The 18,449-nt window shown below is 33.5% G+C and carries 12 protein-coding genes and 1 riboswitch; all 12 genes read left to right on the forward strand.

Annotated features, from left to right (window positions below):
- Positions 1 to 101 precede the first annotated feature (101 nt).
- On the forward strand, positions 102 to 1,451 hold the full coding sequence (locus ACJDU8_RS14475; protein ID WP_406792860.1) for a nitrogenase component 1: 1,350 nt from the start codon (positions 102 to 104) through the stop codon (positions 1,449 to 1,451).
- A gap of 106 nt (positions 1,452 to 1,557) precedes the next feature.
- Positions 1,558 to 1,661: riboswitch (SAM riboswitch) on the forward strand.
- Positions 1,662 to 1,836: 175 nt separating this feature from the next.
- Positions 1,837 to 3,108, forward strand: coding sequence for a nitrogenase cofactor biosynthesis protein NifB (gene nifB, locus ACJDU8_RS14480; RefSeq protein ID WP_406792861.1), 1,272 nt, complete (start codon positions 1,837 to 1,839; stop codon positions 3,106 to 3,108).
- A gap of 115 nt (positions 3,109 to 3,223) precedes the next feature.
- On the forward strand, positions 3,224 to 4,051 hold the full coding sequence (locus ACJDU8_RS14485; RefSeq protein ID WP_406792862.1) for an ABC transporter ATP-binding protein: 828 nt from the start codon (positions 3,224 to 3,226) through the stop codon (positions 4,049 to 4,051).
- Positions 4,052 to 4,110: 59 nt separating this feature from the next.
- Positions 4,111 to 5,625: a nitrogenase component 1 gene (locus tag ACJDU8_RS14490; protein ID WP_406792863.1), complete on the forward strand. Its 1,515-nt coding sequence runs from the start codon at positions 4,111 to 4,113 to the stop codon at positions 5,623 to 5,625.
- A gap of 28 nt (positions 5,626 to 5,653) precedes the next feature.
- A complete protein-coding gene (locus ACJDU8_RS14495; protein ID WP_406792864.1) occupies positions 5,654 to 7,165 on the forward strand; it encodes a nitrogenase component 1 in 1,512 nt (503 codons plus the stop codon).
- Positions 7,166 to 7,203: 38 nt separating this feature from the next.
- Positions 7,204 to 8,580 (forward strand): nitrogenase component 1, encoded by a 1,377-nt coding sequence (locus tag ACJDU8_RS14500; RefSeq protein WP_406792865.1) that lies wholly within the window; start codon positions 7,204 to 7,206, stop codon positions 8,578 to 8,580.
- Between the two features lie 314 nt (positions 8,581 to 8,894).
- Entirely contained in the window at positions 8,895 to 9,713 is an 819-nt protein-coding gene (gene nifH / locus ACJDU8_RS14505) for a nitrogenase iron protein (protein WP_406792866.1), read from the forward strand.
- Between the two features lie 267 nt (positions 9,714 to 9,980).
- Positions 9,981 to 10,550, forward strand: a complete 570-nt coding sequence (gene mnmM, locus ACJDU8_RS14510; protein WP_406792867.1) for a tRNA 5-(aminomethyl)-2-thiouridylate-methyltransferase MnmM — start codon at positions 9,981 to 9,983, stop codon at positions 10,548 to 10,550.
- Positions 10,551 to 10,628: 78 nt separating this feature from the next.
- The gene (locus tag ACJDU8_RS14515) at positions 10,629 to 11,342 is read left to right on the forward strand and encodes a response regulator (protein ID WP_406792868.1); all 714 of its coding nucleotides are present in this window, start codon (positions 10,629 to 10,631) and stop codon (positions 11,340 to 11,342) included.
- A gap of 12 nt (positions 11,343 to 11,354) precedes the next feature.
- On the forward strand, positions 11,355 to 12,755 hold the full coding sequence (locus tag ACJDU8_RS14520; protein WP_406792869.1) for a sensor histidine kinase: 1,401 nt from the start codon (positions 11,355 to 11,357) through the stop codon (positions 12,753 to 12,755).
- Positions 12,756 to 13,011: 256 nt separating this feature from the next.
- Positions 13,012 to 16,566, forward strand: a complete 3,555-nt coding sequence (locus ACJDU8_RS14525) for a cell wall-binding repeat-containing protein (RefSeq protein ID WP_406792870.1) — start codon at positions 13,012 to 13,014, stop codon at positions 16,564 to 16,566.
- A 92-nt stretch (positions 16,567 to 16,658) separates the two neighbouring features.
- Positions 16,659 to 18,425 carry a sulfite exporter TauE/SafE family protein gene (locus ACJDU8_RS14530; RefSeq protein WP_406792871.1) on the forward strand — a complete coding sequence of 589 codons (1,767 nt, stop codon included), beginning with the start codon at positions 16,659 to 16,661 and terminating at the stop codon, positions 18,423 to 18,425.
- The last annotated feature ends 24 nt before the right edge of the window (positions 18,426 to 18,449 follow it).

Here is an 18,449-nt window from a genome sequence, read left to right on the forward strand (position 1 = left end):
GGTGATCCTCTAACTATTAGCTCTAATAAAGTAATCAAAAAATAAAAAACTGCGAAAACGTAGTAAAAAAAATTTCTTAAGAATATATGAGGAGGATTAGAGTGGCTGAGACTAAGATAAATAAAAAAAGTAGTACAATAGTACATCCCCATTATGCTTGTGCAGTGGGTGGTGCATATACTGCAGTAGCAATTAAGAATGGTGTTCCAATTGCGAATTGTGGTCCGGGATGTATGTACAAACAATATTTTTTTATGGGATTTGAAAATGGTTTTCAAGGTTCTACCAGTACTGGTGGAGGTAATGTTGCCAGTGTAAATGTAGGTGAGAATGATATAGTATTTGGAGGTGAAAAAAAACTTGATGATTTAATAAAATCAGTTTTAGCAATTTACAAGGGTGAATTATTTGTGGTAGCTACAGGTTGCACTGGAGAACTTATAGGAGATGATGTTGGAGCAATTGTAAAGAAATACCGTGAGGCAGGTTACCCTATAGTGTATGCAGATACAGCTGGCTTCAAAGGTTCAAACCTTATAGGTCATGAAATTGTTGTGGAAGCAATCATAGACCAATTCGTTGGAGATTATAAAGGTGAAAAGAAAAAAGGATTAATTAATTTGTGGTTTGAGACACCTTTTTTTAATACAAATTGGCGTGGAGACTATCTGGAGATTGTAAGGATTTTAAAGAACGTAGGTTTTGAAGTAAATGTACTTTTTGGACCACAAAGTGGTGGAGCGAAGGAATGGAAGGAAATTCCTAAAGCACAATTTAATCTTGTAATATCACCGTGGGTAGGAGTGAATATTGCGAAACATTTAGAAAAAAAATATAATCAGCCTTATTTGCATATTCCTGTAATACCTATTGGTGAGGAAGCTACTACTGCTTTTATAAGACAATTAGTTGAATATGCAGGAATCGATGCTGAAAAATCAGAAGCGTTCATTGCAGAAGAAGCAGAATTGTATTATTATTTTTTAGATTCTTTTTCACACTTTTTTGCAGAGTATTGGTACGGCTTGCCTTCTCGATTTTCTGTTGTAGGAGACAGTGCGTATACACTTGCCTATACAAAATTTCTATCAGATCAGGTTGGACTTATACCTGTAAAGCAAATCATTACGGATAATCCGCCAGAGCAATTTAGAGAGAAAATAAGTAAGGAATTTAGGAATCTATCAGAAGGTGTATCTGTGGAAGTAGAATATATTGAAGATGGTTATCTTGCAGAAAAATCACTTTCAGAAGCCGATTTTGGTTCAGGAGTTCCATTGATATTAGGTTCATCATGGGAATCTGATGTAGCACGAGAAAAAAATGCATTACTAATAGAAATAGATCCGCCTTCTTCTGAGACAGTAGTACTGAACAGATGTCATATAGGATATAGAGGTGCCCTGCAGTTGATAGAGAGAATTTATACGTCAACTGTAGGTGGAAAATAAAAAATAATAATTATAAAAAATTAACTATTGACAAAACATCTAAAAAATTGTATAGTATCATCAATAAGTAAAGAAACTTAAAGTTGATTAAAATTTAATATAGAATTTCTTATCAAGAGAGGCGGAGGGACTGGCCCTATGATGCCCGGCAACCTGAATATTATTTATTCAATGGTGCTAATTCCTGCGGGGTAACCTGAAAGATGAGATATTAAGAAAGATTTAAACTTCTTACATTTCATCTGTGAGAAGTTTTTTACTTATATAATATTAATTTCGATACTTTAGTTGACCAGACACACTGGAGACTAAATAAACTGAATTTTATTCGGTTTATTTAGTCTTTTTTTATATTTAAGTTATCTAGAAAGGAGATAAATAAAATATGAGTGTAGATTTTGCAAGAAGTATAGAGGAGAGGACATTAACGCATCCATGTTACAACTGTATTTCTCACAAGTATGCAAGAATGCATATTCCTGTAGCACCAAAGTGTAATGTTAGTTGTAATTTTTGTAATAGAAAATACGATTGTGTGAATGAAACTAGGCCGGGAGTAACCAGTGAAGTTTTAACACCTAAAAAGGCCAGAGATAAATTTAATATAGTAAAAAACAAAGTGAAAAATTTGACTGTGGTAGGTATAGCAGGTCCGGGAGATCCGCTGGCAAATTTTGAAGAAACTAAAAAGTCTATAGAATTAATAAAAAAGGAATCGCCGGATATCACGTTTTGTCTTTCTACTAATGGATTGATGCTGCCTTTTTATGCAGATGAAATAATAAGACTGGGAGTCACTCATGTGACTATAACTATAAATGCAGTTGATCCTAAAATAAGTGCAAAGATATACAAATTTGTTAATTATTTAGGCAATGTACTTGAAGGGGAAGAGGCAGGAAATATATTATTGAATAATCAATTGTCAGGTCTTAGGTATATTACTCAAAAGGGTGTAATATGCAAGGTAAATATTGTAATGATAAAGGGAATCAATAGTAATCACATTCCTGAAATAGTGAAAAAGGTTAAGGAATGTGGAGCATATATGACAAATATTATGCCTCTTATACCGGTTAAAGACAGTGTATTTGAAAATATGCCTACAGTGAGTGATCTGGAGCTAAATGATATGAGAAAAAAATGCCAGCTAGATTTAAAGCAGATGTATCACTGCAAACAATGTAGAGCAGATGCAATAGGAACTTTAGATAAGGATATATCCGGTGAATTTAGAGGTGACAATGAAGAAGGTTTTAAAGGAGAAAATGTAATTGATCTTAAAAATAAAGGAAAACTTTACAAGGAAAGTAATTATAGATTTGCAGTTGCAACTAAGTCTGGCGTAAATGTAGATGCACATTTTGGACATGTGTCACAATTCTATATATACGATGTAGTAAATGGAAAGATTGAATTTAAGGAAAAAAGAATTATAAATAAATATTGCAATGGCATAGAGGAATGTGACGGACATGACAATAAAATATCAAATATTTTAAGAACTATAGAGGATTGCAATGCAGTACTTGTATTAAGAATAGGTTTTGAGCCTTTAAGCAAATTACGTGAAAAGGGAATAAAGGTATTTCAAATGTATTTTAATATAGAACAGGGCATAAAAAAAGCTATAGAATTACTTGAAAAAGATTCGTAAAAAACATTAAAAGTATTCCAAATGCAGAAGAAAGAGCCAAAGTGAATAAATTTGATAAATATACTAAAGATTCATCACCAAATTTTGTAGTTGAAGATTAGAGGGGGGGAGTTAAGTGAGTAAAGTAGTTGAAGAATTAAAGCCTGATGATTATAAAATTATAGTTAAAGATGTACAGAAATTTTATAATATAAAATCTGAAGGTAACCAAAAAGTGGATGAATTTTTAGCTCTGGATAGTTTGAATTTAAAAATAAAACAAGGAGAATTTATAACTATTGTAGGGCCTAGTGGATGTGGAAAATCAACTTTTTTAGATGTTCTAGCTGGATTATCTAAACCTACATCAGGCGAAATATATATAGATGATAAATTGATTACAGGACCAGATCTGGATAGAGGTATTATCTTTCAGGGATATGCACTGTTTCCTTGGAGAACTGTAGAACAAAATATTGAATTTGGCCTTGAAATAAAAGGTGTACCAAAGGATAAAAGAAGAGAAATAAGTAATAAATTTATTAAGCTTGTAGGATTAAGCAATTTTGAAAAAAGATATCCACATGAGTTATCGGGAGGTATGAAACAGAGGGTAGCAATTGCAAGAGCTTTAGCCTATGATCCTGATGTTTTACTTATGGATGAGCCTTTTGCTGCAGTAGATGCCCAAACTAGGGAACTGCTTCAGGAAGAATTGTTAAATATATGGGAAGAAACTAATAAAACTATTGTATTTATAACTCATAGTATTGAAGAAGCAGTATTTTTAGCGGATAGAGTAGTGGTAATGGCTTCTAATCCAGGCAGGATTAAAGAGATTATTGAAATAAACCTTCCAAGGCCCAGAAGCACCGTTAATGTAAGGATGTCTCAAGAATTTAATTCTAATAGAAATCGAATATGGGAATTACTTCATGATAATGATAAAAAATATGTGATTTAGAAATTATAATTTTGGCAACAATTGTATTTTATTAGTTAAATCAAGGGAGGATATAACATATGAAGAAATTCAATCTTAATACTTCTGTAGTAGACACCCGTGAGCAGCGGCTGGGGACTATTATTGGCTGGAAAACTGGAAAAGCTTCAGAGCTTTCTAAAGACTCTGCCTTTACTTGTGCAGGCTGTAAAGGAAATGGAGGAAAGAGGCTTTGTGAGGCTACAGGGCCTTTTACACAAGGTTCTACTTGCAGTGAGCAAATGGTAGAATGTCAGGCAGGAAATGTAAGAGATGCAGTTTTAATTCAGCATGCACCCATAGGCTGTGGAGCTGGTCAGGTAATCTATAATTCTATATATAGAAATGGACTTGCTATTAGAAATTTGCCTATAGAAAATATAAAAATAATTAACACCAATATGAAAGAAACAGATATGGTATTTGGGGCACTTGACAAATTGGAACGGTCTATAAGAGATGCTTGGGATAGACATCATCCCAGGGCAATATTTATTGGAACATCCTGTGCATCAGGAATAATCGGAGAGGATGTAGATAGTGTAGCCACCAAAATGCAGGAAGAACTTAATATTCCGGTTATTCCTATGTATTGTGAAGGATTTAGATCGAAGCACTGGAGCACGGGGTTTGACGCTACCCAGCATGGAATTTTAAGGCAGCTAGTTAGAAAAAATCCTAAGAAACAAGAGAATTTAGTAAATATAATTAACCTTTGGGGCAGTGATGTATTCACGCCTATGCTGGCAGAGTTAGGACTTGAAGTTAACTATGTTATAGATTTAGCTAAAGTGGAAGATTTAGAAAGGCTTTCAGAAGCTGCAGCTACTGTTACCTTCTGTAACACTTTAGGTTCTTATATGGCGGCTGCTTTAGAAGAGCATTTTGGAGTACCTGAAGTTAAGGCACCTCAACCTTATGGAATCGCAGGAACGGATGCATGGTTAAGAGAGTTAGCAAGAGTTACACATAGAGAAAAAGAAGCGGAAATATATATAGAAAAAGAACATAAAAGAATAGCACCTAAAATAGAAGAACTTAAAAAATTATTAAAAGGTAAAAAGGGTTATGCGGCTACAGGTTCAGCTTATTCTCATGGGCTTATTGCAGTGCTTAAAGAACTTGGAATTCAGGTAGATGGATCTTTAGTATTTCACCATGACCCGATATATGACAATAATGATTCTAGCAAGGATACTCTTAAATTCCTAGTGGATAACTATGAGGATGTTGCTAATTTTAGTGTAAGTAACAGGCAGCAGTTTCAGTTTTATGGGTTGCTTAAAAATGTAAACCCAGATTTTATTCTTATCAGGCATAATGGACTAGCCCCTCTGGCCTCCCGAATGGGAATTCCTGCAGCTCCACTGGGAGATGAACACCATGCCATAGGCTACAGCGGAATTTTAAATTTAGGTGAAACCATTTTGGAAATACTTCAGCATAAAAGATTTCATCAGGATTTATCAGAGCATACTAAGCTGCCTTATACAAAATGGTGGCTTGAGCAGAAAGATCCGTATATATTAGAAAAAAATAGTTTTGTGCAAATTTAATGGAATAGTTATTAGGGGATGATAATTTATGAAAGTTAACTTAAACACTTCTGTGGTAAAGACCCGTGAACAACGCCTTGGCACTATAATTGGATGGAAAACCGGAAGAACTTCAGAGCTTTCTAAAGATTCGGCATATACCTGTGGAGGATGTAAAGGTAATGGAGGAAAGAGGCTTTGTGAAGCCATAGGTCCTTTTACCCAGGGGTCAAGCTGTAGTGAAAGAATGGTGGAGTGTCAGGCAGGAGAGGTGAGAGATGCAATTTTAATTCAACATTCTCCCATAGGTTGTGGAACCAGCCAGGTAGCTTGTAATTCTATATATCGTAATGGCCTTGCAAATAGAAAATTACCTGTAGAAAATATGAAAGTAATTAATACTAATATAAAGGAAACAGATATGGTATTTGGAGCACTTGAAAAATTAGAACGATCTATAAGGGATGCTTGGGAGAGGCATCATCCTAAAGCAATTTTTGTTGCAACCTCTTGTGTTACTGGTATTATTGGAGAGGATATAGATAGTGTGGCAAGTAAATTGCATGAAGAGTTTCAAATTCCTATTGTTCCTATGTATTGTGAAGGCTTTAGGTCAAAGCACTGGAGTACAGGATTTGATGCTACCCAGCATGGAATCTTAAAATATATAGTTCGTAAAAGCTCTAAAAAACAAGAAGATCTGGTAAATGTAATTAATCTTTGGGGCAGCGATGTATTTACTCCAATGTTAGCTGAATTGGATCTTAGGGTTAACTATGTAGTGGATATGGCAAAGGTAGAGGATCTAGAACAGCTTTCAGAAGCTGCTGCTACGGTTTCATTTTGTCATACATTATCTTCTTACCTGGCAGCTGGATTGGAAGAGCAATTTGGGGTTCCAGAAGTTAAAGCCCCTCAACCTTATGGAATTGCTGGAACAGATGCATGGATAAGAGAATTAGCGAGAGTTACCCATAGGGAGGAAAAAGCAGAAGCATATATAGAAAAAGAACATAAAAGAATAGCACCCAGGATAAAAGAACTTAAAAAATTACTGAGTGGTAAAAAAGGTTATGCAGCTACAGGCTCAGCTTATTCCCATGGCCTTATTGCAGTGCTTGGGGAGCTTGGTATTCAGGTGGATGGTTCCTTAGTATTTCATCATGATCCTGTATATGATAATAATGATCCTACTAAAGATTCCCTGAAGTTTTTGGTAGACAACTATGGTGATGTTCCTAATTTTAGTGTAAGTAATAGACAGCAGTATCAATTCTATGGACTGCTTAAAAATGTTAATCCTGATTTTATTATTATAAGACATGCAGGACTTGCCTCTTTAGCTTCCCGTATGGGTATACCGGCAGTTCCACTTGGAGATGAACATCATGCGGTAGGTTACCAGGGAATTTTAAATTTAGGAGAAACTGTTTTAGATATACTTGCACATAAAAAATTCCATGAGGATCTATCTTCTCATGTTAAATTACCTTATACAAAATGGTGGCTTGATCAGAGGGATCCTTATATATTAGAAAAGCAACATTATGTTATATATTAGAAAAATAGCAGTGACTTTATAGAATAGGAGTGGATATAGTGTCCAATATAGAAATAGAATTAAAAGATATAAATAAAACTATAGAAAAATCAAATTCTATTGAACAGATTAGGTATGGATGTGCCCTGGGAGCTGTACACAGTGCTTTTGCAATTCCTAGAGTAATTCCTATTGCCCATTGTGGTCCGGGTTGTGTGGACAAACAAACTGCCAACATAGCTTTTTATAATGGATTTCAAGGAGGAGGCTATGGAGGAGGTTCTGTTGTTCCAAGTTCAAATATTTATGAAAAAGAAGTTGTATTTGGTGGTGAAGACAGATTAAGAGAACTTATAGATGCAACCTTTAAAGTCTTAGACGCAGATTTATTTGTAGTTATGACTGGGTGTATTCCAGACACTGTGGGAGATGATGTAGGAGCTGTAGTAGGAGAATTTCAGGATGAAGGACGTCCTATAGTATATGCAGAAACAGGTGGATTTAAGGGAAATAATTTCACAGGACATGAACTGGTTACAGAAGCTATTATTGATCAATATGTAGGTGACTATGATGGACCTTTAGAAAAGGGGCTTGTAAATGTGTGGTCACTACTTCCTTACCATAATACTTTCTGGAGAGGAGATCTTACAGAAATCAAAAGAATTTTGGAAGGTATAGGTTTAAAAGTTAATATATTATTTGGACATGAAAGTGCGGGGGTTTCAGAGTGGAAAAATATTAAAAAAGCACAATTTAATTTAGTACTATCTCCGTGGCTTGGTCTTAAGACAGCAGAAAAATTAAAGAAAAAATATAAACAGCCTTATTTACACATTCCTGTAATTCCAATAGGAGCAAAGGAAACCAGCAGTTTTTTAAGGAAAGTAGTAGAATTTTCAGGTATTGATAAAATTAAAGCTGAAGAATTTATTGAAAAAGAAGAAAAGAAGTATTATGAGTATCTAGAAGATTTTTCTGATTTTTATGCAGAGTATTGGTGGGGGTTACCAGCAAAGTTTGCTACTATAGGTGACAGTGCATATAATTTAGCTTTAACAAAATTTTTGGTAAATCAATTAGGATTAATACCTGCCATACAAATTATTACTGAAGATCCACCTGAAAGATATAGAAATAGTATTCGGGAAGAATATAAAAAAATAGCAGATGATGTTTCAGTAGATATAGAATTTGAAGAAGACAGTTATACTATTCATGAAAAAATAAGAAAAACAGACTTTGGTCATAAACCGCCTATTATTTTTGGAACTACCTGGGAGAGAGATCTGACTAAAGAATTAAAAGGTTCTATAGTTGAAGTAGGTTTTCCAGCGTCCTATGAACTGGTACTTTCAAAATCTTATGTAGGATATAGAGGCGCTCTTACTTTGCTTGAGAAGATATATACTACTGTAGTTGGAGCTAGTGCATAATTTTAATATCAAGTGATTCTTAGGTTCAGATGGAGTTTGCTTATAAGGATGAACTCTCTCCAGCTGAACATTATTAACAGTATTCTTAGTGTCTTCAGCGCTTAGAATACGTTATCCTTTAGGGGAAGAACTTATCCAGGAATGCAGCAGTGCTTATTTCCCACTTTGATAGAAAAGCAGAGAACCAAAATTTTTAATTTTGTGTGAATCGCTTTCGCAGAGTGCGATGGGGGTGTTAGCAATGGTAGTGACGGGATAAATATAGTTTAAATAAATTTAATAATAATATTTTCAATTTGAGGAGGAACATATATATGAGACAAGTAGCTATTTATGGAAAAGGTGGAATAGGGAAATCTACAACCACACAAAATTTAACAGCAGGTTTAGCTGAGCTAGGGAAAAATGTTATGGTGGTAGGTTGTGATCCTAAAGCTGATTCTACTAGACTTCTTTTAGGGGGACTTGCACAAAAGACGGTGCTAGATACTTTAAGAGAAGAAGGAGAAGATGTAGAATTAGATTATATAATGAAAACAGGTTTTGGTGGAATAAAATGCGTTGAGTCCGGTGGACCGGAACCTGGAGTAGGATGTGCAGGAAGAGGAATAATTACATCTATAAACATGCTGGAGAGGTTAGGAGCATATACTGATGACTTAGACTATGTTTTTTATGATGTATTAGGTGATGTTGTGTGTGGAGGCTTTGCTATGCCTATCCGTGAAGGAAAAGCTAAAGAAATATATATTGTGGCAAGTGGTGAAATGATGGCACTTTACGCAGCAAATAATATATCAAAAGGAATAAAAAAATATGCTAAAAAAGGTGGAGTAAGATTAGGTGGAATTATTTGCAACAGTAGAAATGTAGACAATGAAAAGAAATTATTGGAAACTTTTGCAAAAGAATTAGGCACTCAGCTAATTTACTTTGTTCCAAGGGATAATGTGGTTCAAAAAGCTGAAATCCACAAGCAGACAGTAATACAATTTGACTCTGATGAGAATCAGGCAGTTGAGTATAGGTCTCTTGCAAAATCAATAGAAGAAAATGAGCTGTTTGTAATTCCAAAACCTATGAGCCAGGAAAGACTTGAAGAAATATTCTTAGAGCATGGACTTATAGACTAAAACTTTTAAATGAAACACTAGCTTACAAGCTTTTCATTTCTCCATTTAGATCAAGTTTAACATAGCCAGGTATCTTCCTACATGTACTAATTTCATATATAATTGAAGATTGTGGGAAGGTATCTGGTGATGATTTACATATATAGTAATTAAGCCGTATCAATATTTAGGTATCTTAAAAATATGTTACTTTCTGCAATAACGAAATATGATATAATTTTAATGTATTTTAATTACACAACTATATAATATGGAGTTAACAGAGCTATGAATAAAAATTATTTTACTAATGCAGTTTCTATTGCTAAAGATATATGTATAAAGAAACTGAAAGAAGGAGACATTGCAGTAGATGCCACTATGGGAAATGGAAATGATACTGTATTTTTAGCGGAAATTGTGGGACAGTCAGGAAAGATATATGCTTTTGATATACAACAGGATGCTATTAAAAATACACAAAAAAAGATAGTTGAGAAAAATATTTTTAAATATGTAAAGCTTATAAATGACGGACATGAAAATATTGACAATCATATAACTGAAAAAGTGAAACTTGTTATTTTTAACCTTGGATATTTACCCAAAGGGGAACATTCTATTACAACTAAGGCAGATACTACACTTGCAGCACTTAAAAAGGCATTAAATTTAATTGATGAAAATGGAGTAGTAATTTTGGTAGTATATTACGGCCATGAGCAGGGGAAATATGAAAAAACATCTTTAGAGAAATATGTAAAAACTTTAGACCAAAAGAAATATAACGTGGTTGAAATGGATTTTGTCAATCAAATTAATAGCCCACCTATGCTTATTATAATTGAGAAAAGGTAGGGGGATTTTTAGCAGCAAGGAGATTTTTGTAAAAAGAATCCTTGCTATTTTAAATTTTTAATGGTTGTGGTGAAGGGAATGAATATTATTGTGAATAAATATGAGAAAAAAATATTTGTGGTAGATGATGAAGTGAAGATTACAGAGGTCATAAAATCTTATCTTGAAAATAGTGGATATGCTGTATATATGGCATATAATGGTGTGGATGCTATGAATTTATTTAAAAAAATAAATCCTGATCTTATAATTTTAGATTTAATGCTTCCTGATATTTGTGGAGAAGATATTTGTGAAATGGTAAGAAAAAGATCAAAAGTTCCTATTATAATGCTTACTGGGAAAACAGATGAAGAAGATATACTTAATGGGCTTGATATAGGGGCAGATGATTATATGACAAAACCCTTTAGTCCGAGGCAACTTGTAGCTAGGGTGAAAGCTTTACTTAGAAGAACTGATGATAAGCTTGGAGAAAATAATTCTTTACTTTCACTTAACCATAATGATTTGATAATTAATGATTTAAATTATGAAGTTAAAAAAGCAGGTAATATAGTTAACCTTACACTTATTGAATACAATATATTAATAACTATGGTTAGATATCCCGGAAAAATTTTTACCAGAGAAGAGTTAATCACTGTTGCATTAGGAGAGAATTTTAAAGGATATGATAGAACTATTGATTCTCATATAAAGAATTTAAGATACAAAATAGAAGACGATCCTAAAGAACCAGAATATATTTTAACAATCAGAGGCATAGGCTATAAATTTGGAGGTGTTTAGGGGGTACTTTATATGAAAGATAGTTTAAGAAGTAGATTGACCCTATCCTATATACTTATTTCCCTTGTATGTATATTAACCATAAGTATTCTCACAAATGTATTCCTTGAAAAACAATTCAGGGAATACACTATTCGTAACCAGGAGCGTAAAAATGAAGAAATAGCTGACTTAATAGGTAAGCAATATAGTGATAGTGGGGTATGGAATTACACTGCCATTGAGGATATAGGAGTTAATGTTATTGAGCAAGGAATGATTATAAAAGTAATAGATAATCATGGTAAAGTAGTATGGGATGCAGCTGTCCATAACAATGGGTTATGTAAGCAGATGTTAGATGACATGGTTAACAAAATGAGCAGACATTATAATAATTGGGATGGAAAATACCGGGTTAAGGAATATTCAGTTTATCATGATAAAAATAAAATAGGAAATGTAGTAGTAGGTTATTATGGCCCATTTTACTATAATGATAATGATTTTGCGTTTATTCATGCACTAAATAAGCTCCTTATAGATACAGGTATATTTTCTTTATTTTTTGCACTAATATTAGGTGGATTTATGGCTAAATGGCTGAGCAATCCTATTACAAGAGTCATTAGAGCAGCAGAAAGCATTTCTAAAGGTTATTTTAAAAATAGAGTTAAAGAAAAATCTAGAACAAAAGAAATTAAATTATTGATTTCCACAATTAATAATTTAGCTGAAACTTTAGAAAGGCAGGAATTATTGAGAAAGAGAATGTCAGCTGATGTTGCGCATGAACTGAGGACTCCCCTTGCAACCATTCAGAGTTATATGGAAGCAATGATAGATGGTATATGGAGACCAGACAAGGAAAGATTAATGAGCTGTCATGAGGAAATAATGCGAATAACTAGGTTGGTTGGAGATCTAGAAAAATTGGCAAAGTATGAAAGCCAAAACTATAAATTAAATAAAACTGAATATGACATTTATGAACAGATACAAAGTATAATATACAATTTTGAAGCTAATTTTAAAAATAAAGGTGTAAAACTCCATCTTTATGGGAGAAGTGAAAATATAGTTGCCGAAAGAGATAAAATAAGTCAGGTTATAATAAATTTAATATCCAATGCGTTAAAATATACTCCAGAACATGGGTTGGTAGAAATAAGAGTGGGAGGAAAAAAAGGTATGGTAAGAATAAGTGTGAAAGATACTGGAATTGGAATTTGTCCAGAGGATTTACCCTCCGTTTTTGAAAGATTTTATCGTGCAGATAAATCTAGAAATAAATTAACAGGTGGTTCTGGAATAGGATTAACAATAGCTAAAACTATTGTGGATTTACATAAAGGAAGAATAACAGTACAGAATAATTTTGATAAGGGGACAGAATTTATAGTTTTATTACCCAAAGCATCTTTTGATAAATGACTAGTCAGTATATTGATAGTTAGTTAAAAAAATATTAACAATTTCTCCATAAAATCTCCATAGTATTTTTGTAAAATATAAGTTTTGTATTGACAAACAGCTTAAAGTGTATTAACATAGTAAAAAAATAATAATGCTATCAGATTACTTGAGCTAACTAGAAAGCTAGAGGCTAATAGTTCCTTTTAATTAAATTAAAAGGAGTTGTTAGCCTTTTTTAGTTAGTTTTAGTTAATGATTTTAAGGAGGTAAAGTTATGAATAAGAAAAGAGTACTGTCTATAGTACTTACATTTGCACTGGCAATAACAACTCTAAGTACTAATATAAGCTTATCTGCTGTTAGAGCAGCATCTGGAGAAGTAACGAGAACAAGTGGCTCTGACAGGTATCAGACAGCAGCTCAAGTTGCTGTGACAAATTGGACAGCCCCAGATAATGTAGTATTAGTGTCAGGTGAAGGTTATGCAGATGCAATAAGCGCTTCTGTACTGGCTAAGAAATTAGATGCACCTATACTTTTAACTACTCCAAAAGTTTTAAATTTATACACAAAAACAGCACTGGATACATTAAAACCAAAGAACATATATGTTATTGGAGGTAATGCCTCTATTTATAAAGAAGTTAGAGATTCTTTGAAAGACTCCTATAATATTATTGAACTTGGCGGTGCTAATAGATATGAAACTAATGCAGCTGTAGCAAAAAAACTTGTAGAACTGGGAGTAGATCCATCTAATGCAATTTTAGTTGGAGGAGAAGGATTTTCAGATGCTTTAACAGTTGCTTCAATTGCAGCTGCAAAAGAACAAATATTATTACTTGGCACTAATGATTTAAATTATATAAAACCTGTTACAGATTTTATAAATCAGTATAAATCAAGTATTACCGTAGTAGGAACTAATTTTGTTATTAATGATGATACCTATAAAGCCATTAATGGAGTAAAAAGGATAAATGGAGGCACAGATAGGTTTGATACAAATCTTAAAGTTCTAGATGCTTTTAAAGGCGATATAAAAACATCCAAATTTTATGTGGCAAATGCAAGTGGTGATGGTTATGCAGATGCTCTAGTTGCATCAGTATTAGCAGGTAAAAATGAAGCACCGCTGGTGTTATTGGATAATGAAACATCTAAATCTACTGCTAATGCTATTGATTATCTAAAAACAAATTTAACTGATTCATCAGAAGTTGAAGTTTTAGGTGGAACTGGTGTTATTCCAGAAAACATTGTTACTAAAATAAATGGTTACATATCAGCAGGTGGCTCAAGTAGTTCGGGAGGTTCAACCACTGGCTCAAGTAGCTCGGGAACTTCAACTACTGTACAGACTTTTACAGGGTATATTCAGGATGAAGATTGTTTTATTAGTTATGCACCAAACTATGGTGATGATACAAAAATGTGTTTATCAATGAAGTCCTGTGCGGCTAGTGGATATGGAATAACGGCCCTCCAAAGTGATGGCAGCTATAAATTCTATTATTTTGATGGCAATTTTGCAACTTTTGCTGATGGAAAAACCTTTGATGGTACTGGTTCACAGCTATCTGCATGGAATTTAATACAAAATACCTCCAAGAAGGATCATGTTACCATAACTGTAACGGGAACTTTAAAGGGAGATACAAAGGTTTCTCCAAATGATGGCAAGAGCTATCCAGTAATAACAGTATCCTCTTTAAGAGAATCATCAAGTAGCTCCGGCAGTTCGGGAGGTTCAGGTAGTTCAGGCAGTTCAGGAAACAATGTTTCAGATTTAAATGACGGAGGTAACCATAGTGGAGATTATACAATCTCCACTACCGGAACTTTTGGACCTGTAGATTCAGATAAGGCTACGACAGTAAATGGGAATGTACAAATTAAGTACAATGCCTCATCAACTGATTCAATAACTTTACAGGATTTAAATATTAATGGAACACTTGCAGTTGATTTTGGAGAAGGTAATGTAACGCTAAATAATGTGATAGTAAATGGTGTAAAAGTTGCAAATGTAGGTTCAAATTCACTACATGTTAAAGGAGATACTTCTATAGGTTCTCTTATTGTAAATGATAGTAATGATGATGCTCATATAATTATTGAAGGAAATGCAATTATAACAAATACCACTATAAATGCAGGTGCCAAGCTTGAAGTAGCAAGTGATGCAACGAATGCTAAACCCTTTGAAAATGTTACTATAGCTTCTGCAGCGGCTGCCAATAATGTTGTTCTCACAGGAGGCTTTAATAATATTACAGTTTCAAGTGCAGGGGCAGATCTTGATTTACAAGAAAGTACAGTAGGAACTTTGCTAGTTAGTTCAGAAGCAAAAGCTGCAAAGATAAAAACAGCAGATAAAACTACTATAGATGATTTAAGTGTTAATGCTCCTATAAGTGTTACTGGAAATGGGCGTATTGCTAATGCAAATTTAGGTGTTAGTGGAATAACTGTAGAAAAAGCTCCAACAAATATTGCCATAGTAAAAGGAGTTACGGCAACAGTTGAAGGAAAGACTAAAGATGAGAGCAACACCACAGTAATAGGAGAAGTACTAACAACTCTTCCGACATTGAGCAGTATAGAGATAACAGCACCAGCAGCTAAACTTAATTATATAGTAAGAGATAAACTGGATATCACAGGTATGCAAGTAACAGGAACTTATAGTGATAATACTACAGCAGTACTACCAATTAATAAAGCAAATGTAACAGGTTTTAATAGTTCAAAGGCAGTAGATGGACAGGTATTGACAATCACAGTGGGTGGAAAAACAGTAACGTATACAATTAATGTAGTTGCAGCAGAGCAAGAGACTATAACTGGATATATTGAGGATGTACATTGCTTTTTTGCATATACAGATCCTTCTGCTGACACAAAGGGCTGTTTATCAATGAAATCTTGTGCAGCTAGTGGTTATGGTATAACTGTACCTCAAAGTGACGGTACTAAAAAGTTCTACTTCTTTGATGGTAATTTTTCAACTTTTACTGATGGAAAAACCTTTGATGGAACTGGTTCGCAATTGTTGGCATGGAATCTGATTCAAGGTACAACAAAGAAAAATAATATTACGGTTTCTGTAAAAGGAACATTAAATGGAACTGAAAAAACTTACACTGATAAAAATGGTGCAAGTTACAGCTTCCCAGTATTAACGTTATCTTCTCTATCAGAAACATCAACATTAAATAGTATAGCAATAACAACACCAGCAACTAAGCTTACTTATTCAGTAGGAGATGCATTAGATATCACAGGTTTACAAGTAACAGGAACTTATGATGATAATACTAAAGTGTTACAATCAGTTACTGCAGCAAATGTAACCGGCTTTGATAGTTCAAAACCAGTGACTGGACAGGTGTTGACAATTACAGTTGGAGGAAAAACAACAACTTATACAATCGATGTAGTTGCTGCAGCACCAGAAGAACAGACTTTTACAGGATATATTCAGGACCAGGATTGTTTTATTAGTTATGCTCCAAACTATGGTGATGATACAAAAATGTGTTTATCAATGAAATCCTGTGCAGCTAGTGGATATGGAATAACAGCTCTTCAAAGTGATGGCAGTTATAAATTCTATTATTTTGATGGTAATTTTGCAACTTTTGCTGATGGAAAAACCTTTGATGGTACTGGTTCACAGCTATCTGCATGGAATTTAATACAAAATACTATAAAGAAGAATAATATAACTATAACCGTAAAGGGTAAGTTGGATGGAGAAATAAAAACTGCCCCAGATGGTAATACTTATCCGGTAATTACAGTAACATCCTTAGCTGAAAATTAATTTCTGATTTAAAATCGAGTATTAAGAAAATATAGGGTAAGCATTTTTCCTTAATACCTTTTTTAAATAAATAGAATATAAGGGGGAAAATAATGGACAATCATCTACTGCTTTTTTTAAAAGATCTTTTTTATTTAAAGTATCTTCCATCACTTGGAAATAACGCCAGCTTCAGTTTGATTTTTTTATTTGGAATATTAACTTCAATTCACTGCATTGGTATGTGCGGAGGGATTGTCCTTACACAATGTATAAATAGAAATGAAGCTAAAATAGTTAGTAAAAAACTTAGTAAAAATACATTTTTGCCTATTGCAATCTACAATATTGGCAGAGTGATATCCTATACTATTATTGGAGGTGTAGTTGGCGGGATTGGACAGGTACTGACCCTATCAGGCATTTTTAAAGGCATTATTCCAATTATAGGCGGAATATTTATGATTATTATGGCTATAAATCTTCTTGGGATATTTCCTGTGCTAAGATATTTAAATATTTCAATGCCCAAATTTGTTGTAAATAGAATTGTGGAAAAAAACAGCAGTACAAGCCCTTTGATTGTAGGATTATTAACAGGTCTAATGCCCTGTGGACCTTTGCAGATGATACAACTTTATGCCCTTAGTACCAGAAGCGCCATTTACGGGGCAGCTTCTGCTTTTATATTTACATTAGGTACTATTCCAGGCTTATTTGCATTTGGTACATTTAGTGCAATAATCAGCAAGAAGTTTTCAAGGTATATTTTAAAGTTCAGCGCTGCTTTAGTAATTGTTCTTGGTATTGTAATGATTGGGAGGGGCCTTGCACTTACAGGTGTTGTATTTCCAGCATTTTTAGATTCTAACAGTAAGACAAATAATTATACAGCTTCTGTTGTTCAGGGAAATATACAGACAGTAACTACGAGTATTGGCCAGGATTATTTTCCGCCAATTCAAGTAACAAAAGGGATTAAAGTTAAATGGACTATAAATGTTGATAAGTCGGTTTATTCTGATTGTAATAATGCAATAAGAATACCTGTTTATAATATAAAAAAGAAATTTGTTATAGGGAATAACACAGTAGAATTTACACCAGATAGGGAAGGAGAGTTTATTTATACTTGCTGGATGGGAATGATTAAAAGCAAAATTAAAGTAGTACCAAATGGAGGATTAAAAAAAGTTTCTAACTCAAGTAGTTTAACCAGTTCAACAAAACAAGTGGCAGATTCTAGTACTCAAGTTTCAAAAAGTACATCACAAAAGGAGAATTCAGCGGTATCATCAACTAAAAATGAAAACAATGTTTCAATGTCAAATACTGTTAATGACGTTGGGAATTCAGATAATAAACCTGAATCCATACTTGAATGGTTTAAAGATAAATTAACACCAGGAGGTAATGAAAGTGCTAAAAGGCAGCAAAAAACCCAAACCTGGGTTGGATGGATTTTTGATAGGGATTGTATTGGCATTAATCCTGTAAAACATACAAAAGCATGCAATATTATGGGATCTTGTTACGCCAGTGGCCTTGGAATTATTCCATATATTGAAGGCAAGTCTTTTGATACCTATAAAGCAATGAGAGATTTTGTAGTTTTTGATGGTGAAAGTAAAATAGTAGCAAAATCATTTATAGAAAGTTTACCGGAAAATTGGAGGACAAATATAACTATTAAAGTAACTGGGTATCCTGTAAATAATATACCTACAAATAAGGATGAGACTAACGTACCTGAAGAGGATTCATCTAAAGTAGATCATTACTTAAGTGGCATTCATATTACATCTATAGAGGCATATTACATTGAGGGAATATCAACAAATAAGCTGCCGTCACCAAATATAATTTTTCCTAAAAAATAATCATTGTAGATAGCAATATTAAAA

It is taken from the genome of Candidatus Clostridium eludens, assembly GCF_045310515.1.
GTDB lineage: Bacteria > Bacillota > Clostridia > Clostridiales > Clostridiaceae > Clostridium_B > Clostridium_B eludens.